At 71.4% G+C, this 20,655-nt stretch carries 18 protein-coding genes; 9 read left to right on the top strand and 9 right to left on the bottom strand.

The window, feature by feature from the left end; translation table 11 throughout:
- The first annotated feature begins 174 nt into the window (after positions 1–174).
- The 6 genes from scy (at position 175) to ACFXJ5_RS29575 (ending at position 8,900) form a co-directional block, all read left to right on the top strand.
- Complete coding sequence (gene scy / locus ACFXJ5_RS29600; protein ID WP_384637564.1) at positions 175–3,969, top strand: polarized growth protein Scy; 3,795 nt, start codon at positions 175–177, stop codon at positions 3,967–3,969.
- Between the two features lie 105 nt (positions 3,970–4,074).
- Positions 4,075–5,004 carry a cellulose-binding protein gene (locus ACFXJ5_RS29595; protein WP_384637561.1) on the top strand — a complete coding sequence of 310 codons (930 nt, stop codon included), beginning with the start codon at positions 4,075–4,077 and terminating at the stop codon, positions 5,002–5,004.
- A 137-nt stretch (positions 5,005–5,141) separates the two neighbouring features.
- Entirely contained in the window at positions 5,142–6,140 is a 999-nt protein-coding gene (locus ACFXJ5_RS29590; protein WP_384637558.1) for an ABC transporter ATP-binding protein, read from the top strand.
- Between the two features lies 1 nt (position 6,141).
- Complete coding sequence (locus ACFXJ5_RS29585) at positions 6,142–6,912, top strand: ABC transporter permease (RefSeq protein WP_384637555.1); 771 nt, start codon at positions 6,142–6,144, stop codon at positions 6,910–6,912.
- A 72-nt stretch (positions 6,913–6,984) separates the two neighbouring features.
- Positions 6,985–8,019, top strand: a complete 1,035-nt coding sequence (locus ACFXJ5_RS29580) for an ABC transporter ATP-binding protein (protein ID WP_384637553.1) — start codon at positions 6,985–6,987, stop codon at positions 8,017–8,019.
- A complete protein-coding gene (locus ACFXJ5_RS29575) occupies positions 8,016–8,900 on the top strand; it encodes an ABC transporter permease (protein ID WP_384637551.1) in 885 nt (294 codons plus the stop codon). The genes ACFXJ5_RS29580 and ACFXJ5_RS29575 overlap by 4 nt, the downstream gene beginning before the upstream one ends.
- A gap of 33 nt (positions 8,901–8,933) precedes the next feature.
- Here ACFXJ5_RS29575 and ACFXJ5_RS29570 read toward each other — a convergent pair whose 3' ends face one another.
- Positions 8,934–9,269, bottom strand: coding sequence for an ATP/GTP-binding protein (locus ACFXJ5_RS29570; protein ID WP_384637548.1), 336 nt, complete (start codon positions 9,267–9,269; stop codon positions 8,934–8,936).
- Positions 9,270–9,472: 203 nt separating this feature from the next.
- Between ACFXJ5_RS29570 and ACFXJ5_RS29565 the strand changes: the two genes are divergently transcribed.
- A complete protein-coding gene (locus tag ACFXJ5_RS29565) occupies positions 9,473–10,525 on the top strand; it encodes an LLM class flavin-dependent oxidoreductase (RefSeq protein WP_384637545.1) in 1,053 nt (350 codons plus the stop codon).
- 49 nt (positions 10,526–10,574) lie between these two features.
- Here the strand turns inward: ACFXJ5_RS29565 and ACFXJ5_RS29560 are convergent, their stop codons facing one another.
- Positions 10,575–10,967, bottom strand: a complete 393-nt coding sequence (locus ACFXJ5_RS29560; RefSeq protein WP_384637542.1) for an SCO5389 family protein — start codon at positions 10,965–10,967, stop codon at positions 10,575–10,577.
- 237 nt (positions 10,968–11,204) lie between these two features.
- Here ACFXJ5_RS29560 and nucS point away from each other — a divergent pair, with 237 nt between their 5' ends.
- Entirely contained in the window at positions 11,205–11,870 is a 666-nt protein-coding gene (gene nucS / locus ACFXJ5_RS29555) for an endonuclease NucS (protein WP_384637539.1), read from the top strand.
- Positions 11,871–12,448: 578 nt separating this feature from the next.
- Here the strand turns inward: nucS and ACFXJ5_RS29550 are convergent.
- The 3 genes from ACFXJ5_RS29550 to ACFXJ5_RS29540 all read right to left on the bottom strand — a co-directional run bounded on the left by ACFXJ5_RS29550 (position 12,449) and on the right by ACFXJ5_RS29540 (position 16,452).
- Positions 12,449–14,908 carry an ATP-binding protein gene (locus ACFXJ5_RS29550; RefSeq protein WP_384637537.1) on the bottom strand — a complete coding sequence of 820 codons (2,460 nt, stop codon included), beginning with the start codon at positions 14,906–14,908 and terminating at the stop codon, positions 12,449–12,451.
- A gap of 200 nt (positions 14,909–15,108) precedes the next feature.
- Positions 15,109–15,429, bottom strand: coding sequence for an STAS domain-containing protein (locus ACFXJ5_RS29545; RefSeq protein WP_384637534.1), 321 nt, complete (start codon positions 15,427–15,429; stop codon positions 15,109–15,111).
- A gap of 174 nt (positions 15,430–15,603) precedes the next feature.
- Positions 15,604–16,452: a 3-hydroxyacyl-CoA dehydrogenase family protein gene (locus ACFXJ5_RS29540; protein ID WP_384637531.1), complete on the bottom strand. Its 849-nt coding sequence runs from the start codon at positions 16,450–16,452 to the stop codon at positions 15,604–15,606.
- 190 nt (positions 16,453–16,642) lie between these two features.
- Between ACFXJ5_RS29540 and ACFXJ5_RS29535 the strand changes: the two genes are divergently transcribed.
- Positions 16,643–17,215 (top strand): cob(I)yrinic acid a,c-diamide adenosyltransferase, encoded by a 573-nt coding sequence (locus tag ACFXJ5_RS29535; protein WP_384637528.1) that lies wholly within the window; start codon positions 16,643–16,645, stop codon positions 17,213–17,215.
- Positions 17,216–17,221: 6 nt separating this feature from the next.
- On the opposite strand, the gene ACFXJ5_RS29530 is transcribed toward ACFXJ5_RS29535, so the two are convergent.
- From ACFXJ5_RS29530 to ACFXJ5_RS29515, 4 genes are all read right to left on the bottom strand, one after another.
- Positions 17,222–17,668, bottom strand: coding sequence for a DUF2550 domain-containing protein (locus tag ACFXJ5_RS29530; protein ID WP_384637525.1), 447 nt, complete (start codon positions 17,666–17,668; stop codon positions 17,222–17,224).
- Positions 17,669–17,789: 121 nt separating this feature from the next.
- Entirely contained in the window at positions 17,790–18,167 is a 378-nt protein-coding gene (locus ACFXJ5_RS29525; RefSeq protein ID WP_384637671.1) for a F0F1 ATP synthase subunit epsilon, read from the bottom strand.
- A gap of 125 nt (positions 18,168–18,292) precedes the next feature.
- Entirely contained in the window at positions 18,293–19,735 is a 1,443-nt protein-coding gene (gene atpD / locus ACFXJ5_RS29520) for a F0F1 ATP synthase subunit beta (RefSeq protein ID WP_384637523.1), read from the bottom strand.
- Between the two features lie 5 nt (positions 19,736–19,740).
- Entirely contained in the window at positions 19,741–20,655 is a 915-nt protein-coding gene (locus ACFXJ5_RS29515; RefSeq protein WP_384637520.1) for a F0F1 ATP synthase subunit gamma, read from the bottom strand.

Raw genomic sequence — 20,655 nt, 5'->3', positions numbered from 1 at the left:
CTTTCACCCCGGTAGAGTGACCGAGCCGACCGGGGTGGGCTGGGTGGGGTACCGGCCCGCGCTTCGGCGTGGATCAGTCACAATTCTCCGTAAGGCCCTGCGCGAAACAGGGCCCCGGGGAATCTCACTCGGTTGGCGGGTGGGTACACCAGGACGGACGGATGGGACCGCGGAGTGCGGGGCAACGACCGCTACGAGGTTGAGGGCGACCACCTCTCGCAGTTCGAAGCCGAGATGGAACGGCTGCGGACCGAGCGGGACAAGGTGCTGCAACACGCCGACGACCTCGGCTACCAGGTCGAGGTGCTGCGCGCCAAGCTGCACGAGGCGCGCCGTAATCTCGCGTCCCGTCCTGCCTACGACAACCTCGGCCACCAGGCCGACCAGCTGCTCCGCAACGCCGAGATCCAGGCCAACCAGCTGCGCGCCGACGCCGAGCGCGAGCTGCGCGAGGCCCGTGCCGCCACCCAGCGCCTCCTCCAGGAGCAGGCCGAGCGCCAGTCCCAGATGGAGGCCCAGTGGCACGCCGAGGCCGTCGCCCGGCGCCGCCGCCTTGACGAGGAGCTGGCCGAGCGCCGGGCCAACGTAGAACAGCACGTCAACGAGAACGTGGCCTGGGCCGAGCAGATCCGCGCCCGCAGCGAGTCGCAGGCCCGTCGACTCATGGACGAGTCCCGCGCCGAGTCCGAGGCCGCGCTCGCCGCCGCCCGCGCCGAGGCGGCCCGCATCGCGGAGGGCGCCCGCGAGCGTCTGGAGTCGGAGACCGCCAGCGCCCGCACCGAGGCCGAGCAGCTGCTGCGCCGGGCCCGCGCCGACGCCGAGCGGCTGCTGAACGCGGCCGGTACGCAGGCCCATGAGGCCACCAGCCAGGCCGAGCAGCTGCGCACCAGCACCCTCACCGAGTCCGACCAGGCCCGCCAGCAGGCCGCCGAGCTGACCCGTACCGCCGAGGAGCAGAAGCGCGAGGCCGAGGAGGCGCTGCGCGAGGCCAAGGCCGAGGCCGACCGGCTGCGCGAGGAGGCCGCCGCGAACGCGGCCAAGCGGCTGGCCACCGTCGACGCCGACAACGAGCAGCGCACCCGCACCGCCCGCGCCGAGATCGCCCGCCTGGTCACCGAGGCCACCAAGGAGGCCGAGACCGCCAAGGCCGAGGCCGACCAGACCAAGGCCGACGCCGCCGCCAAGGCCGAGCGGATGCTCGCCGAGGCCTCGGAGACCGCCAAGGCCGCCTTCGCCGAGGACGCCGCCGCCGCGCTGGCCAAGGCCGCCCGCCAGGCCGAAGAGGTCCTGAACAAGGCCACCGAGGACGCCAAGTCCACCACCCGCGCGGCCAGCGAGGAGGCCGAGCGGATCAAGCGCGAGGCCGAGGCCGAGGCGGAGCGGCTGCGCGGCCAGGCGGAGGAGTCCGCCGAGCAGCTGCGCGGGGCGGCGCAGGACGACACCAAGGAATACCGCGCCAAGACCGTCGAGCTGCAGGAGGAGGCGCGCCGGCTGCGTGGCGAGGCCGAGCAGCTGCGCGCCGACGCGGTCGCCGAGGGCGAGCGGATCCGGGGCGAGGCCCGCCGCGAGGCCGTCCAGCAGATCGAGGAGGCGGCCAGCACCGCCGAAGAGCTGCTGACCAAGGCCAAGGCCGACGCCGACGAGCAGCGCCAGAGCGCCACCACCGAGTCCGAGCGGGTCCGTACGGAGGCCATCGAGCGGGCCGCGGGCCTGCGCCGGCAGGCCGACGAGGCGCTGGAGCGGGCCCGTACCGAGGCCGAGCAGCTGGGCGCCGAGGCCGAGCAGCAGGCCGTCCAGGTCAAGGAGGACGCCGAGTTCGCCGGGCTGCAGCTGCGTGAGGAGGCCGTCGAGGCCGCCCAGCGGCTGCGCGACGAGGCCGCCGCCGACCTCAACCGCCAGCGCAGCGAGGCCGAGCTGCGCATCGCCGCCGCCGAGGAGGCCCTGCGCGACGCCCGCGCCGAGGCCGAGCGGCTGCGCGCCGAGGCCGCCGAGGAGGCCGCCCAGGTCCGCGCCGAGGCCGCCGAGCGGGTCCGTACGCTCCAGGAGCAGGCCGAGCAGGACACCGTACGCCTGCGGGACGAGGCCGCCGCCGACGCATCCCAGACCCGCGCCGAGGCCGAGCAGCAGGCCGTACGGCTCACCAGCGACGCCGCCGCCGAGGCCGAGCAGCTGCGCACCGAGGCGCAGGAGACCGCCGACCGGCTGCGCGCCGAGGCCGCGACGGCCGCCGAGCGCATCGGGGCCGAGGCCGCCGAGGCGCTGGCCGCCGCCCGGGAGGAGGCGCTGCGCCGCCGCCGCGAGGCCGAGGAGCTGCTGGGGTCCGCCCGGGGCGAGGCCGACAAGGAGCGTGCCCAGGCCCGCCAGGAGAGCGAGGAACTGCTCGCCTCCGCCCGCAAGCGGGTCGAGGAGGCCCAGGCCGAGGCCGAGCGGCTGCTCGCCGACGCCGAGCGGCACTCCGCCGAACTCATCGGCGCCGCCGAGCAGACCGCCCAGCAGGTACGCGACTCCGTCGCCGGGCTGCACGAGCAGGCCGAGCAGGAGATCGCCGGGCTGCGCTCGGCCGCCGAGCACGCCGCCGACCGCATGCGCGGCGAGGCCCAGGAGGCCGCCGACCGGCTGCACGCCGACGCCAACGCCGAACGCGAGCGCGCCTCCGAGGACGCCGCCCGCATCCGCCGCGAGGCCGGCGAGGAGGCCGAGGCCGCCCGGGCCCTGGCCGACCGCACCGTCACCGACGCGATCGAGGAGTCCGACCGGCTGCGCGCCGAGACCCGCGCGGAGACCGACCGCGCCCTCGGCGAGGCCGCCAACCAGGCCGACGAGATCGTCGCCAAGGCCCAGCGCGACGCGGAGCGCCTGGGCATCCTCGCCAAGGACGCCCTCGACAGCGCCGAGCGCGACGCCGAGGAGCGCCGCCGCGCGGCCGAGGAAGCCCTCGGCGCCGCCCGGCAGGAGGCGCAGCGCCACCTCGACGAGGCCCGCGAGGAGTCCAACCGGCGTCGCACCGAGGCCGCGCAGCAGGCCGACCAGCTCATCTCCAAGGCCCGTACGGAGGCCGAGCGCCTCGGCATCCTGGCCAAGGACGCCCTGGACAGCGCCGAGCGCGACGCCGAGGCGGCCCGCGAGGAGTCCCAGACCATGCGCGACCAGGCCCGCGAGGACGCCAACCGGCGTCGCAGCGAGGCCGCCGAGCAGGCCGACGAGCTCATCTCCAAGGCTCAGGGCGAGGCCGTACGGATCGCCACCGAGGCCGAGGAGCAGGCCGACACCATGGTCGGTGCGGCCCGCAAGGAGGCCGAACGCCTCATCAACGAGGCCACCAACGAGGGCAACGGGATGGTCGAGCGGGCCCGTACGGACGCCGACACCCTGCTGCGCGAGGCCCGCCAGGACTCCACGGCCACAAGGGAACGTACGGAGGAGCTGCGCGTCCGCGTCGAGGCCGAGGTCGAGGAACTGCACGAGCGGGCCCGCAAGGAGGCCGCCGCCCAGATGAAGTCGGCCGGCGAGCGGGTCGACAAGCTGGTGGCCGCCGCGACCGAGCAGCTGACCGAATCCGAGGCCAAGGCCCGCAAGCAGCTCGCCGACGCCGAGGCCGAGGCCGAGGCGACCCGGTCCAACGCGAGCGCCGAGGCGAGCAAGGTCCGGATCGCGGCGGTGAAGAAGGCCGAGGAACTGCTCAAGGGTGCCGAGCAGAAGAAGTCCGACACCGAGCGCGAGGCCGACCGGATCAAGGCGGAGGCGCGGGCCGAGGCGGAGCGCATCGTAACGGAGGGCAAGCGCGAGCTCGAGGTGCTGGTACGGCGTCGGCAGGACATCAACGCGGAGATCTCCCGCGTCCAGGACGTACTGGAGGCGCTGGAATCGTTCCAGGCACCCGGCGACGGCAAGAACGCGGTCACGGCGGGAGCGGGCGCCGGAGCCACCCGATCGAGTGGCAAGCGCTCCGACGAGGCTCCACTCGATTGAGCGCACATTCTGCACACCTAATGGACATTGACTCGATGCCGCGCCCTTGCGGCCCCTAGGATTCCCCCTAACACCCCACCACCGGTCTGAATTGACAGGAACCCCATGAGCGACACTTCCTCCCCCTTCGGGTTCGAGCTCGTACGGCGCGGGTACGACCGCGGCCAGGTGGACGACCGCATCACGAAACTGGTCGCCGACCGAGACAGCGCTCTGGCCCGCATCAACGCGCTGGAGAAGCGCATCGAGGAGCTGCACCTCGAGACCCAGAACGCGCAGGCCCAGGTCAACGACGCCGAGCCGTCGTATGCCGGTCTCGGTGCCCGGGTCGAGAAGATCCTCCGCCTCGCCGAGGAGGAGGCGAAGGACCTGCGCGAGGAGGCCCGTCGCGCCGCGGAGCAGCACCGCGAGCTCGCCGAGTCCGCCGCCAACCAGGTCCGTAACGACGCCGAGTCCTTCGCCGCCGAGCGCAAGAGCAAGGCCGAGGACGAGGGCGCGCGGATCGTCGAGAAGGCCAAGGGCGAGGCCTCGCAGCTGCGCGCCGACGCCACCAAGGACGCCTCCGCCAAGCGCGAGGAGGCCGACGCCCTCTTCGAGGAGACCCGCGCCAAGGCCGCCCAGGCCGCCGCGGACTTCGAGACCAACCTCGCCAAGCGCCGCGAGCAGTCCGAGCGTGACCTGGCGTCCCGTCAGGCCAAGGCCGAGAAGCGCCTCGCCGAGATCGAGCACCGCGCCGAGCAGCTCCGCCTCGAGGCCGAGAAGCTCCGCACCGACGCCGAGCGCCGCGCCCGTCAGACGGTCGAGACCGCTCAGCGCCAGGCCGAGGACATCGTCGCCGACGCGAACGCCAAGGCCGACCGCATCCGCAGCGAATCCGAGCGTGAGCTCGCGGCTCTGACCAACCGTCGCGACAGCATCAACGCCCAGCTGACCAACGTCCGCGAGATGCTCGCCACCCTGACCGGTGCGGCCGTCGCCGCCGCCGGTGCCCCGGAGGACGAGCCCGTCACCCGCGGCGTCCCGGCCCAGCGCTGACGCTCCATCGATAGGTCTGTACGTACGTAGGGCATTCGGAGCCCCTGCCCATCCCCCTCCCGGGGCGGGGGCTCCGCCCTATCCGGAACCGCGATTTCCGGGTGCAATCGGGGCCCAGGCCCAATAGCGTGGACCGCATGATCGAGCTTCAGGCGCTGACCAAGCGGTACGGGAGCAAAACCGCCGTAGACCACCTCTCCTTCTCCGTCCGGCCGGGCGTCGTCACCGGCTTCCTCGGCCCCAACGGTGCCGGCAAGTCCACCACCATGCGCATGATCCTGGGCCTGGACAACCCCACCTCCGGCGATGTCACCATCGACGGGAAGCACTACGCCCAGCTCAGCGATCCCTTCACCTACATCGGCGCCCTCCTCGACGCCAAGGCCATGCACGGCGGGCGCAGCGCGTACAACCACCTCCTCTGCCTCGCCCAGGCCAACCGCATCCCGCGCCGCCGCGTCGACGAGGTCCTGGAGACCGTCGGCCTCACGGCAGTCGCGAACCAGCGCAGCAAGGGCTTCTCCCTCGGCATGGGCCAGCGCCTCGGCATCGCCGGCGCCCTCCTCGGCGACCCCAAGATCCTGATGTTCGACGAGCCGGTCAACGGACTCGACCCCGAGGGCATCCACTGGATCCGTAACCTCATGAAGGACCTCGCCGCCCAGGGCCGCACCGTCTTCGTCTCCTCCCACCTGATGAGCGAGATGGCCCTCACCGCCGAGCACCTCGTCGTCATCGGCCGCGGCCGGCTCCTCGCCGACACCTCCATGGCCGACTTCATCGAGAACAATTCGCGCTCGTACATCCGCGTACGCACCCCGCAGCCCGAGCAGATGCGCGACGCCCTCACGGCGGCCGGCCTGACCCCCGTCACGGTCGGCGACGGCTCCATCGAGATCCAGGACGCCGACCCGGCGAAGATCGGCGAGCTGGCCGCCCAGCACCGGCTCGTACTCCACGAGCTGAGTCCCCAACGGGCCTCCCTGGAGGAGGCCTTCATGCGCCTCACCGCCGAGTCCGTCGAATACCACGCGGGCGTACCGGGCGTGCCTGGCGCACCGGGCGTACCGGACCAGCCCGCACCGGAGCAGCCCGCCTGGGGCGCCAACTGGCAGCAGAAGAAGGAGAAGTCCTGACATGGCGGCACCCAGCGCAGTTCTTCAGTCCGAGTGGACCAAGGTCAAGTCCGTCCGCTCCACCGTCTGGACCCTCGTCTCGGCCCTGCTGGTCACCGTCGTCGTCGGCGGCCTCATCTGTCTGCTCACCAACGCCCAGTGGAAGAACGTCGCCGCGGGCGACCGCGCCGCCTTCGACCCCACCTCATCGAGCTTCTCCGGGCTCTTCCTGGGGCAGCTGGCCCTCATCGTCTTCGGCGTCCTCGTCGTCTCCAGCGAGTACAGCACCGGCATGATCCGCACCTCGCTGGCCGCCGTCCCCCAACGCGGCACCTTCTACGTCTCCAAAATCGCCGTCACCGGCCTCCTCGCCCTTGTCGTCGGCATGGCCACCGCCTTCCTCTCCTTCTTCATCGGCCAGGCGCTCCTCGGCGACCACCACACCTCGATCACCGACCACGGCGTGCTCCGCGCCGTCGTCGGCGCCGGCCTCTACATGACCTTGACCGTGCTTTTCTCCGCCGGCATCGCCATGATGCTCCGCAGCCCCATGCTCGGCCTCGGCATCCTGATGCCCTTCTTCTTCCTCATCTCCCCGATCCTGGCCGCCGTCCCCGGCGCCAAGAAGGTCGCCCGCTACTTCCCCGACCGGGCCGGCTCCAAGATCATGCAGGTCGTCTCCATCAACGACGACCGCCCGTACGGCCCCTGGACCGGACTCGGCATCATGCTCCTGTGGGTGGCCGCGGCCCTGATCGGCGGATACGTGGTGCTGAAGAAGCGGGACGCCTGACAGCGCCGGGGGAACCGTTTTCGGCCGCACAGCCTCCTACCCTCAACAGCAGTGTCTGCGAGGGGCGGGAAATTGATCGAGGCAGTGGGCCTCACCAAGCGCTACGGCGCCAAGACGGCGGTGTATAACCTGTCGTTCCAGGTGAGGCCGGGGGCGGTGACGGGGTTCCTGGGGCCGAACGGCTCCGGGAAGTCGACGACGATGCGGATGATCCTGGGCCTGGACGCGCCGACGGCGGGGCGGGTGACCGTCGGGGGCGTGCCGTATCGGGAGTTGCCGAACGCGCCGCGGAGGGTGGGGGCCCTGCTGGACGCGAAGGCCGTGCACGGGGGGCGGAGCGCGCGGCAGCATCTGCTGTGCGTGGCGCAGCTGTCGGGGATTCCGGCGCGGCGGGTTGATGAGGTGCTGGGGGTAGTGGGCCTCCAGGAGGTGGCGCACCGGAGGTCGAAGGGCTTTTCGCTGGGGATGGGGCAGCGGCTGGGCATCGCAGGGGCGTTGCTGGGCGATCCGGAGGTGCTGCTGTTCGACGAGCCGGTCAACGGGCTCGACCCGGAGGGCATTCACTGGGTGCGCAATCTAATGCGGAAGCTGGCGTCGGAGGGCCGTACGGTCTTCGTGTCGAGCCATCTGATGTCCGAGATGGCGCTGACCGCCGACCACCTGATCGTGATCGGGCGCGGGCAGCTGCTGGCGGACATGAGCGTGAAGGACTTCATCGCGCACAATTCGGCGGGCTACGCGATCGTACGTACGCCGGACGTCGCGGAGCAGCGCGAGAAGCTGACCGCTTCGCTGACCGAGGCGGGCGGCCAGGTGCAGCCGGAGCACGACGGGGCGCTGCGGGTGTCGGGGCTGGAGCTGCCGCGGATCAGCGACCTGGCGCACGAGGCGGACGTACGGCTGTGGGAGCTGTCACCGCACCAGGCCTCGCTGGAGGAGGCGTACATGCGGATGACCAACGGCGCGGTGGACTACCGCTCCACGCAGGACCAGCGGTTCGGGCTGCAGCAGGCCGCGCCCCCGGGATGGGGCCCGCCGGTCGCACCGCAGCAGCTCCCGCAGCCCAATCCGTATGCTGTGCCGAGCCGCCCCGAGGATGCCCGATGATCTATCCCGTTGAGACCCAGCAGGGGCCGGCTGCGCCGGTGGTCCCTGTCGAGGCGACGAATCTGACGCATGCGCTGCGGTCGGAGTGGACCAAGATCCGGACGGTGCGCTCCACGATGTGGACGCTGGGGATCATGCTGGGACTGGTCCTGGGCATCAACATGCTGATGCTGTGGGCCATCAGCGCCAGCGGACTCGGCAGCTACAGCGACCCGGTGCTCAGCCCCGGCCTGTACGGGCTGATGCTCGGCCAGTTGGCGGTGATCACGCTCGGAGTGCTGGTCATCACGTCCGAGTACGGCACCGGGATGATCCGGACGACGTTCACCGCGTGCCCGCAGCGGACGCGGGTGCTGACCGCGAAGGCGATCGTCTTCTTCGGCCTCAGCTTCGCCATCACCACCCTGGCCTGCACGGTGACGGCACTGATCAACTGGGCGGTGCTCAGCGGGAAGAGCGCGCCGTCCGTCGACTACTACACCGGCGGCGGCATGGCCACCATCTCGGACGGCGCCACCACCGCCGCGCCCACCGAGTGGCTGGGCGCGACGGTCGGCGTGGGGCTGTACGTCGCACTGCTGGGCCTCCTGGCGCTCGCGGTCGGGACGCTGTTGCGGCACTCGGCGGGCGCGATCACGACCATGCTGGGCGTGGTGCTGCTGCCGCTGATCGTCGCGATCTTCATGCAGGCCCCGGGCCTGGAGAAGGTGCAGGAGAAGCTGCTCCAGTACTCGACCCCGGTGGCGCTGGCCGCGCTCTACCGGGTGCAGATGGTCGGCAACGGCCACGTCAACGGCCTCTCGCAGCTGGTGATGCTCGCCGTGGTGACGGCGCTGGCGCTCGCCGGCGCGTATGCCGTGCTGGCGAGGCGCGACGTGTAGCCCGGCCAGGGCTCAGGGCTCAGGGCTCAGGGCTCAGTAGCGCGGGGCGTTACGGGACCGCTGCACCTTCGTGGTGCGGCGGTCCTTCGCGTTCCAGCAGGCGCGGTGCCAGTGGCGGCGTTCGTCGATGCCGCCGCCGAAGCCGGCCTCGGGCCAGGCCACCAGGTGGCCGACGCCGGGCGGGATCTCCTGGTCGCAGCCGGGGCAGCGGTAGCGCTTGCCGGCGGCGCCGGCGACGGGACGGACCGACCACTCCTCGCCCTGCCAGGTCTCGGTGCGCTCCAGGCCGTGGCCGGGGCCGGATTCCGGGCGCTCGGCGGGCGCGGGCTTGCCGCCGCCTCGCTGCTGGCGGTTTCGGCGCGGGGACAAGGGGACACCTCACGGGCTGGTCGGGGCGCTGGCCGTAACCAGCGTAAGACAGCGCGTGCGTACGGCCGCGTGGTCCGGGTAGATCCTCAACGCCTCCCTTTCCCGATTCCCCGTACAAAATCATGAAATCGCGGTGCTGGACCGTGCCTTTGGCACGTGTCAGGCGTTAATGCAGTAGTAGCAATCGGAGGATGTGAAGCACGATGCGTGTCGGTACGTTCGTCCTCGCAGCCCAATTCCCTGGCCAGGGCCAGGTGGAGGCGCTGCACCGGGCCGTGCGTTCGGCCGAGGCCGCGGAGGCGGCCGGGCTGGACTCCGTGTGGCTCGCCGAGCACCATTTCGTGCCGTACGGCGTGTGCCCGTCGGCGGTCACGCTGGCCGCTCTGCTGCTCGGCCGCACCCGCCGGATCGGCGTCGGCACAGCGGTGAGCGTGCTGCCCACCGTGCATCCGGTGGCGCTGGGCGAGCAGGCGGCGCTGCTGCACATCGCCTCCGGCGGCCGCTTCACGCTGGGCGTGGGCCGCGGCGGGCCCTGGGTCGACCTGGAGGTCTTCGGCGCCGGCCTGGAGGCGTACGAGTCGGGGTTCCCGGAATCCCTCGACCTGCTGCTGCGGTGGCTGAGCGAGCCCCGGGTCGGCGCCTCGGGGCCGCGCTTCTCCTTCCGCGAGGTCCCCGTCGTACCGCGCCCCGACGAGCTCGACGAGCCGCCCGGCCCGCCGGTGGTCGTCGCCTGCACCTCGCCGGCCAGCGTGCGGCTCGCCGCCGAGCGCGGGCTGCCCATACTGCTGGGCATGCACTGCGGGGACGAGGAGAAGGCCGACATGGTCGCAATGTGGCAGGCCGAGGCACGGGCTGCCGGTATTTCACCCGAAATGGTGGCGAGGACCGGGGCCGAGCATGTATCGGCCGGTGTGGTCCAGATCGCCGACACCCGCGCCGACGCCGCCGAGACTCTGACCAAGGCCATGCCCGGCTGGCTGCAGCGCGGCCTGGGCGCCCATGTGACGGTGGACGGACGGAAGCGCTCGATGCGCGATCCCCTCGCCTACACCGAACTGCTCTGCGACCTCCACCCCGTCGGGCCGCCCGCCCTCTGCGCGGACCGCCTCGCCGCCACCGCCGAGCGCACCGGCATCACGCGCTTCGCGCTGCTGGTGGAGGGGTCCGGGGACCTCGCGACCACCGAGGCGAATGTGGCGAGGCTGGGCAGTGAAGTGCTCCCGCAATTGGCCGGATCCAACACTTCACAGGATTGAAGGACTAGACCAATGACGGGAGCAGGTCACCAAACCGTCGTGCGGCAGATCAGCAGTCCCTGAACTCCGGGGACTGGTTGAGCAGTTGAGACCGTACGGAGGTGAACTTGGCGTAGCTTCCGTCCACCGTCGGGTCGAGCGGGAAGACCGCCACCCGGTGGCAGTTCTGGAAAGCCAGCCGGACCCCGAAGTGCCGTTGCAGGGCCCCCCGTATAGCGTCACTCGCCAGAGCGCGGAGCAGTTGTCCACGTGCTTGCTCGTCCGGGGGCGGCGTCTGGTTGTCGGCGAACGCACCGCCGTCCACCTTCAGTTGCGCCACCAGAGAGCTGATCATCTCCCATGCGTAAGGCAGGGAGGTCCGGACGCAGTCGACGAATTCCTTCTCGTCGACCTCGCCTCGCTCGGCCTGTTCGAGGAGGGCCGGTGAGACGTCGAGCGACATGAGTACTCCTCTCGTGACCCCCCGTGTCCGAGGAGTCAGACGGACTACGGAGAAAGCCGCCCTGTGTTCTCCCGCACGACGGCCTCCACTCACAACCGTAGGCTGTGAGGGTCCGGCCGCACCAGGAGCAGACGCGCACAACCGGCCAATCTCGAACAAGCTGACCGACACTGGACCCCGGCGGAGACCCGACCGCGAATCGCGTCCCGGGGCCGCCTTCGAGTAGCGTTGCCGACCATGCGTCTCGTCATCGCCCGCTGCTCCGTCGACTACGCGGGCCGGCTCTCCGCCCACCTCCCGTCGGCCACCCGGCTCCTCCTCGTCAAGGCCGACGGCTCGGTGTCCATCCACGCCGACGACCGCGCCTACAAGCCGCTCAACTGGATGTCCCCGCCCTGCACTCTCAAGGAGACCGAGGACGGCCGGGTCTGGACCGTCACCAACAAGGGCGGAGAGCAGCTCATCATCTCCATCGAGGACGTCCTCCACGACTCCTCGCACGAACTCGGCGTCGACCCCGGGCTCATCAAGGACGGCGTCGAAGCGCACCTGCAGGAGCTGCTCGCCGACCGGATGGAAGTGCTGGGGGAAGGCTGGACGCTGATCCGGCGCGAATACCCGACCGCCATCGGGCCCGTGGACATCCTCTGCCGGGACGCCGACGGGACCACCGTCGCGATCGAGATCAAACGCCGCGGTGAGATCGACGGCGTCGAGCAGCTCACCCGTTACCTGGAGCTGCTCAACCGCGACTCCCACCTCGCGCCCGTCAAGGGCGTCTTCGCCGCCCAGGAGATCAAGCCCCAGGCCCGCGTCCTCGCCACGGACCGGGGCATCGGCTGCGTCGTCCTCGACTACGACGCCATGCGCGGCATCCAGGACGACAAGCTCCGCCTGTTCTGATCCCCTTCACGCCGCGCTCAGCCCCCGGCGGCCTCCCGGGCTTCGCCCGGCTGCGCCGGGCCCGATCCCTCACGCCGCGCTCGCACCGCTCGGCCCCAGGGGGCCTCCCGGGCTTCGCCCGGCTGCGCCGGGCCCAATCCCTCACGCCGCACTCGCACCGCTCGGCCCCAGGGGGCCTCCCGGGCTTCGCCCGGCTGCGCCGGACTCCGTCCGTCGGGCCGGGGCGACGCCCTTCGCGCTTGAGGCCGCCGCCTGACGTGCGGGCCGGTGGCCGGGTTTTCCTCCCCCACCCCGCCCCTTCCCGAAACCGGGCTCCGCCCGGACTCGCTGGGGGCTCCGCCCCCAAACCCCCCGGTCCTCAAACGCCGGACGGGCTGAATTCGCCCACCGGGCCCCCGTCGCCCCCGAGCGCTTCGCGCCGGGGCCCTTCCCAACGGGTTGTGGGAGAACGTTCCGCAAGGCGGAACGGGCTGGCACAACCCGGCCACACACCCGCACCCGACAAAGCACCCTCCCGGGGTCCAGGGGCAGCGCCCCTGGTTTCGGGAAGGGGCGGGGTGGGGGACAGTCCGGAACGGTCAGGCGACCGTGCCGGAGGCCGTGGTGGAGTCGCCAGCGACCGGCGTGGTGGATACCGGATCGCTGGCGGTGTTGGTCGTGGTCTCCGACGCCGAGGGCGACGCCGAAGAACTCGTGGACGCCGTCGGAGTGGTGGACGTCGAGGTCGAGGTCGAGGGCGACGGCGTACGGGACGGGGTGTGGGTCGGCTTCTTGGTGGGCGAGGGGCTGCTACTCGGCGACCGCGTACCCGCGCCAGTACTGCCCGCGTCAGCGGTCGTGGCGGCACCGCCGCCCGTCGCGCCGGGCGCCGTCGTGGCGGCGGGGCTCGTGCCGGTGCCCGTGGCGCTGGGCGCCGTCGTGGAGCCGGGGGTTTGGGAGACGGCGGGGAGGCCGTTGTCGGCTTGGTCCTGTTGGGCGGATTCGACGGGCTTGACGTTCATGGGGGTGTTGGTGTCGTTGCCGTTGGACGTGGTGCCGAAGGTGACGAGGGTGCCGAGGACGGCGGCGAGGAGTGCGCCGGCGCCGGCGGTGGCGAGGTTGCGGCGGGTGGGGGTGAGGGAGAGGCGGCGGGAGAGGGAGGTGGAGCCGGGGCCGGAGAGGGCGAGGCGCTTGCTGATGATGGTGGCGGGGGCTTCGCCGGGGAAGGCGGAGGCGTCCGTGCCGGCGGTGGGGGTCTCGACGCCGGAGGGGGTCGTGGCGGGGGCAAGGCTGCCGGAGCGGTCGACGACGAGGGCGAGGGTGCGGCGCCCGACGGTGGTGCCCTGGCGGTCCGCGAGGGCACCGCGCAGGGCTATGGAGGCCTCCAGCTCGGTGCGGGCCCGGTCGAGGCTGCCGCTGCAGAGCGCGAGGACACCCAACTCGTGGTGGAAGTACGCCTCTTCGGCGACCTCGCCCGCCAGCCGGGCGGCCTCCTGGCCGACCCGGAGCGTCCGCTCCCACGCGCTCCAGTGCAGCGCGGCCGCGAAGGCCGGGGCGGCCGTACGGGCCAGCAGTACGGCCGCGCTGGAGTGCCCGCCGTCGCGGCAGGCGGCGAGGGTGGCGAGGATCGCCTCGGCCTCGGCGGCGACGCGGTCCGGGGTCACCGAGGGGTGGCCGGCCCACCAGGCGTAGTGCTGGGCGGCGGTGTGGGCCTGCGGCCCGGCGGGGCCGCCCGCGGCGGCGTCGGCGGCCAGGCCACCGGTGGCGGCGAGCTGCTGCCGTACGCCGGCGGCGAGCCGGAAGTGCGTGGAGACGGGCGTGGCGAGCCCGACGGCGACCATCTCGCCGAGCGCGGCGTCGCCGTGCGTGTCGCCGACGAGGGCCGGGAGGTGGGCCTGGTGCGGGATCTCGCCGCCCAGGGCGACCGCGAAGCGCAGGGCCTCCCGCGCGGATTCGCTGATCCAGGAGGCGAGAAGTTCGGCGGGGGCCGCGCTCTCGGCGAGCGAGGGCAGGGGTATGTGGGTGGCGGGAGTGGTGGGGACGGCGTCGTAGGGCGCGTTCTCGGCCAGGGCGTCGGCCGGGCCGTCCCAGACGGGCACGTCGCCGTCGAGGGATGCCATGCCCTGCGCGTCGCGCCGCCGCAGCAGCGCGCCGGCCTGGACGAAGCGCAGCGGCAGCCCTTCGGACTCGAACCACAGGTCGGCGGCCCACGCGGCCTCCTCGTCCTGCAGCGGCCGTTCGACGGCCCGTTCCAGGAGCTCGAGGCAGGCGATCCGGGTGAGCCCGGGCAGGAAGATCTCCTCGACGAGCGAGTCGGAGGCCGGCGCCGCGATGTCCGGGGTCGCCGACATCAGGAAGGCGCACTCGGGCACCGATGCGAGCAGGTCCTCCAGAGCCGTGCCGCCGAACTCCAGGTCGTCCACGACCACGACCGCGCCCACGTCGCGCAGCAGCTCCAGCAGCCGCGGCCGGTCAGGCCGGTAGCCCTCGGCGTCGTAGACGAGGGCGAAGAGCTCCTGGAGCAGGTCGCTGGGCGTGCGGCGGTAGCCGGAGAGCCGTACGACACCGTCGGGCGCGAGGCCGTCGCAGGCGTCGGCGACGGTGTCGAGCAGCGCGGTGCGGCCGGCCCCGGACGGCCCGGTGACCCGCACCGAGCGGCCGCGGGAGAGCAGCCGGGCGAGCCGTTCGCGCTCCTCCTCGCGTTCGAGCAGGGGCAGCTCGGGGCCGCGCGGCCCCGGCGGGGCCGGGGGACGGGCGGCGGCCTGCCGGGCCACGCGCTCCTGGGCGGTGCGCCGCACGGGTGCGGGCCGGTCCTCCGGCGGGCAGGTGGTGATCTCGCTGCCGTCGACCGGATTGAGCGTCAGCAGGAAGTCGCCCGCGACGAGCTGTACGACCCGGGCCGAGCCGCCTCCGCTGCCCGTGCCTGCCGCCGGGTCCGCCGTCGGCGGCACCAGTGGCTGGCGCTGGACGCGTGGCAGCGCGAGCGTGCCTTCCTCGGCCTCGCCGGCCTGGGGCCGCTCGTCGTTCGGCTCGTCGGGTACGCCGTTACGTGGGTCCATGAGTCTCCGCCCCCCATATGCGTCGCGCAGGGCCTTGTCGGGGGCGCCCGCGCGTCCGCTGTGGACCGGGCCCGGTTCCCCTCCTCGGCGTGCGGTTGGCACGCCGGAAACCGAACCCTAAACCTTCACACAGTATGAGCGAACGCCAGGGCCGCCACGCTGCCCTTGCGTCCGAATTTGGCCGTCCTTGGCCGCCTTGCTCAGCCTTGGGCCGATCCCACCACGATGCCCCCCTCGATGAACAGGATGCGGTGCAGCCGGGTGGCGACCAGCAGGCGCTGCATCTGCGGCGGTACGCCGCGCAGCACGAGCCGCCGGTCGGCCCGGCCGGCCCTGCGGTGTGCCCCCATGATCACACCGAGTCCCGTGGCGTCCCACGAGTCCAGCTCGGTCAGGTCGAGCACGAGGTCGCCGTGACCGGAGTCGACGGCGTCGTGCAGGACCGAACGGGCGTCAGCCGCGCTGTGGACATCGAGGCGGCCCCCGACGACCAGCTCGGCGTGGTCGCCCCTGATGTGCATATGCGCTCCGCTCCCGTTATCGCGTTCCCGTATCCCGTGGAAATGTGTCGTAGTTCTAGGTAACTGACGGCCCGTTGTACGAAGAGGTTGCCGTCTGTGAGCGAACCGATACCGAATTCACTCCTGCGAGTGAACGAGTGCTGGGGGTACTCCCCCGAACGGCCCCGTCACCCGTCAGTAGCGGTAGAAGCCCTCTCCGGACTTCCGGCCGAGCGCGCCCGCGTCGACCATGCGCCGCATGATCTCCGGCGGGGCGAACTTCTCGTCCTGCGACTCGGTGTAGATGTTGCCGGTGGCGTGCAGCAGGATGTCGACGCCGGTCAGGTCGGCGGTGGCCAACGGCCCCATCGCGTGGCCGAAGCCGAGCTTGCAGGCGATGTCGATGTCCTCGGCCGACGCGACCCCGGACTCGTACAGCTTGACCGCCTCGACGACGAGCGCTGAGATCAGGCGGGTGGTGACGAAGCCCGCCACGTCCCGGTTGACGACGATGGTGGTCTTGCCGATCTCCTCGGCGAAGGCCTTGGCGCGGGCCAGCGTCTCGTCGCTGGTCTTGTAGCCGCGGACCAGCTCGCAGAGCCCCATCATCGGGACGGGAGAGAAGAAGTGCGTGCCGACCACGCGCTCCGGACGCTCCGTCACAGCCGCGATCTTGGTGATCGGGATGGCGCTGGTGTTGGAGGCGAGGATCGCGTCCTGCTGGGCGATCTTGTCGAGCGCCCGGAAGATCTCCTGCTTGACCTCGATCTTCTCGAACACCGCCTCGACGACGATGTCCGCGTCGGCGACCGCGTCCAGATCCGTGGTCGTCGCGATCCGGGCCAGCGCCGCCTCGGCGTCCGCCGCCGCCAGCTTGCCCTTGGCGACGAACTTCTCGTACGACGCCGAAATCCCGCCGAGGCCTCGGTTCAACGCCTCATCCGTGACATCGCGCAGAACGACTTCATAGCCCGCCTGGGCCGCTACCTGTGCGATGCCGGAACCCATCAGGCCGGCTCCGATGACGGCGAGCTTCTTCGCCACGGCACACACCTTCTTGTCGACGCTGTTGCGGGGACCTTAACGTCCGTTCACAGCGCGGCGCAGCACTAAGAGAGGCGGGTCACTATGTGTTCTTCTTCACCGTGACGCCCGCCGAGTTGATGGTTCGTGAGGCCGTGCGGGCGACGCGACGCCGCGGTGATCCGCCGGGCGCGGCACTAGGCTCGGACACATGGTCAATCTGACGCGCATCTACACCCGGACCGGCGACGACGGCACCACCGCCCTCGGCGACATGAGCCGCACCGCCAAGACGGACTCCCGTATCTCCGCTTACGCCGACGCCAACGAGGCCAATGCCGCCATCGGTGTCGCCATCGCGCTGGGCGGCCTGCCGCAGGAGGTCACCGCTGTCCTCACCCGCGTCCAGAACGACCTGTTCGACGTCGGCGCGGACCTGGCCACCCCGGTCGTCCGCGACCCCAAATATCCGCCGCTGCGCGTGGAGCAGGGTTACGTCGACAAGCTCGAGGCCGACTGCGACCGGTTCCTGGAGGACCTGGAGAAGCTCCGCAGCTTCATCCTTCCGGGTGGCACGCCGGGCGCGGCCCTGCTGCACCAGGCCTGCACGGTCGTACGGCGCGCCGAGCGGTCGACGTGGGCGGCGTTGAAGGAGCACGGCGACTCGATGAACGCGCTGACGGCGACCTACCTCAACCGCCTGTCGGACCTGCTCTTCATCCTGGCCCGGATCGCGAACAAGGAGGTCGGCGACGTGCTGTGGGTGCCCGGCGAGAACCGCTAGGGCCTGCTAGGCGACGTTGACCCGCTGGCCGGGCGGGGCCGCTTCGAGCCAGGCCAGGAAGCCGGTGAGGGCGTCGTCGCTCATGGCCAGCTCGAGCCGCAGGCCCTTGTGCTCACACACCAGCACGACGGAGTCCGACAGCAGGGCCAGCTCTTCCTGGCCCTGCGGCTCACGGCGGTGCAGCACCTCGATGGCGGACCGCTCGAGGACCCGGCGCGGCCGGGGGGCGTACGAGAAGACGCGGAACCACTCCACGCGGTCGCCGCTGTAGCGGGCGACGCCGTAGACCCAGCCCTTGCCGGACGGCTCGGAGCCGACGGCACCGGCGAGCCGGAGACTGCAGTCGAACGTGCCGCCGGACCGCTGGATGAGACGTCGGCGCAGCCCGAAGACGAACAGTCCCAGCAGCGCCGCCGCGACCAGCGTTCCGCACACCTGAAAAGCGAGGATCACGCCCACCGACCTCCTCGCTCAACGCTCAACGTCACGAATAGGAATACTCTCCGGCACGAGTGCCGGATGTGCCGCAGCCGCGGGACGCCTCGACAGGCTTCCCGCGGCCTCCGGCTGGTTGTCAGCGCGTGCCCGTTGCGGCGATGAGGCGAACCTCGGCCCGGCGCTCGCCGACCTCGTCGGCATCGGCCTTGGCGCGTTCCAGGTCCCGCTCCGCACGCTCGACATCAATCTCGTCGGCGAGCTCGGCGATCTCCGCGAGTACCGACAGCTTGTCGTCCGCGAAGGAGATGAAGCCGCCGTGCACAGCAGCGACGACGGTGCCGCCGTCACTCGTACGGATGGTCACCGGGCCGGGCTGCAGCACACCGAGCAGCGGCTGGTGGCCCGGCATGACGCCGATGTCGCCCGACTCGGTGCGTGCGACGACCAGGGTGGCCTCGCCGGACCAGACACTTCGGTCCGCGGCGACCAGCTCGACGTGCAGCTCAGCCAAGATGGCTCCTCGGGTCGGCACCCACCGCCTACGGCGGGTGCATAAAACAAAGGATAACGGGGGTGCGGCAGAGGGGTGGACGCAGGGCCCGCGTCCACCCCCCTGTCGCGATGAGTCAGCGGCCGGTATCAGCCGACGCCGAGCTCCTTGGCGTTGCGCTCCAGGTCCTCGATGCCACCGCACATGAAGAACGCCTGCTCGGGGAAGTGGTCGTACTTACCGTCGGCGATGGCGTTGAACGCGGTGATCGACTCCTCGAGGGTGACGTCCGAACCGTCGACACCGGTGAACTGCTTCGCCGCGTGGGTGTTCTGCGACAGGAAGCGCTCGATACGGCGGGCGCGGTGGACGGTGAGCTTGTCCTCCTCGCCCAGTTCGTCGATGCCGAGGATCGCGATGATGTCCTGGAGGTCCTTGTACTTCTGCAGGATTCCCTTGACGCGCATGGCGCAGTCGTAGTGGTCCTGCGCGATGTAGCGCGGGTCCAGGATCCGGGACGTCGAGTCCAGCGGGTCGACCGCCGGGTAGATGCCCTTCTCCGAGATCGGCCGGGACAGCACCGTCGTCGCGTCGAGGTGCGCGAAGGTGGTGGCCGGGGCCGGGTCGGTCAGGTCGTCCGCGGGGACGTAGATCGCCTGCATGGAGGTGATCGAGTGACCACGGGTCGAGGTGATGCGCTCCTGGAGCTGGCCCATCTCGTCCGCCAGGTTGGGCTGGTAGCCCACGGCGGACGGCATGCGGCCGAGCAGGGTGGAGACCTCGGAACCGGCCTGGGTGAAGCGGAAGATGTTGTCGATGAAGAACAGCACATCCTGCTTCTGCACATCGCGGAAGTACTCCGCCATGGTCAGACCGGCCAGGGCCACGCGCAGACGGGTGCCCGGGGGCTCGTCCATCTGACCGAAGACCAGCGCGGTCTTGTCCAGAACGCCGGACTCTTCCATCTCGGCGATGAGGTCGTTGCCCTCACGGGTGCGCTCGCCGACACCGGCGAACACGGAAACGCCCTCGTGCAGCTTGGCCACACGCATGATCATTTCCTGGATGAGGACGGTCTTGCCGACGCCCGCACCACCGAACAGACCGATCTTGCCGCCCTTGACGTACGGGGTCAGCAGGTCGACGACCTTCAGGCCGGTCTCGAACATCTCGGTCTTGGACTCGAGCTGGTCGAAGGCCGGGGCCTTGCGGTGGATCGGCCAGCGCTCGGTGACCTCGACCGTGGACGGGTCCACGTTCAGGATCTCACCGAGGGTGTTGAACACCTTGCCCTTGGTGACGTCACCGACGGGGACGGAGATGCCCGCGCCCGTGTCGGTCACCGGGGCCTGGCGGACCAGGCCGTCGGTGGGCTGCATGGAGATGGCGCGGATCACGCCGTCACCGAGGTGCTGGGCGACCTCGAGGGTCAGCGTCTTGAGCTTGCCGTCCTCGGCCGGGTCGGCGACCTCGACGGTCAGCGCGTTGTAGATCTCCGGCATCGCGTCGACGGGGAACTCCACGTCGACGACCGGGCCGATGACGCGCGCGACGCGGCCGGCGGCCGTGGCGGTTTCAACAGTGGTGGTCATTGGTGTCAGTCACTCCCCGCGGTCGCGTCGGCCAGGGCGCTGGCGCCACCGACGATCTCGCTGATTTCCTGGGTGATTTCGGCCTGGCGGGCCGCGTTGGCAAGCCGGGACAGACTCTTGACGAGGTCCCCGGCGTTGTCGGTAGCCGACTTCATGGCGCGGCGGCGGGCGGCGTGCTCGGAAGCGGCGGCCTGCAGCAGCGCGTTGTAGATCCGGCTCTCGACGTAGCGCGGCAGCAGTGCGTCCAGGACGCCTTCCGCCGACGGCTCGAAGTCGTACAGGGGCAGAATCTCGCCCTTGCCCGCCGACTCCGCGGCCGCTGCGTCGAGGCTGAGCGGCAGCAGCCGGTCATCGACCGGCGACTGCGTCATCATCGACACGAACTCCGTGAAGACGATGTGCAGTTCGTCCACACCGCCGTCGGCCGTGTCCTGCTGTACGGCCTCGATCAGCGGAGCTGCCACCGACTTCGCGTCCGCGTAGGACGGCTTGTCGGTGAACCCGGTCCACGACTCCACGACCGGACGCTCGCGGAAGCCGTAGTAGGCGACACCCTTGCGGCCGACGATGTACGAGTCGACCTCCTTGCCCTCCGAGCGCAGGCGCTCGGTGAGCCGGTCCGCGGCCTTGATGGCGTTGGAGGAGTAGCCGCCGGCCAGACCGCGGTCGCTCGTGATGAGCAGGACCGCGGCCCGGGTCGGGTTCTCGGCCTCGGTGGTCAGCGGGTGCTTGGTGTTGGACCCGGTCGCCACCGCGGTCACCGCGCGGGTGAGCTCGGTCGCGTACGGAGTCGACGCCTGCACCTGGCGCTGGGCCTTGACGATGCGCGAGGCGGCGATCATCTCCATCGCCTTGGTGATCTTCTTGGTGGCGGTGATGGACTTGATGCGACGCTTGTATACGCGAAGCTGTGCGCCCAT

It is taken from the genome of Streptomyces sp. NPDC059373, assembly GCF_042751495.1.
In the GTDB taxonomy this organism is placed as follows: Bacteria; Actinomycetota; Actinomycetes; order Streptomycetales; family Streptomycetaceae; genus Actinacidiphila.
The sequence above is the reverse complement of the archived record's forward strand: the minus strand, read 5'-3'. Positions and strand labels throughout refer to the sequence as shown.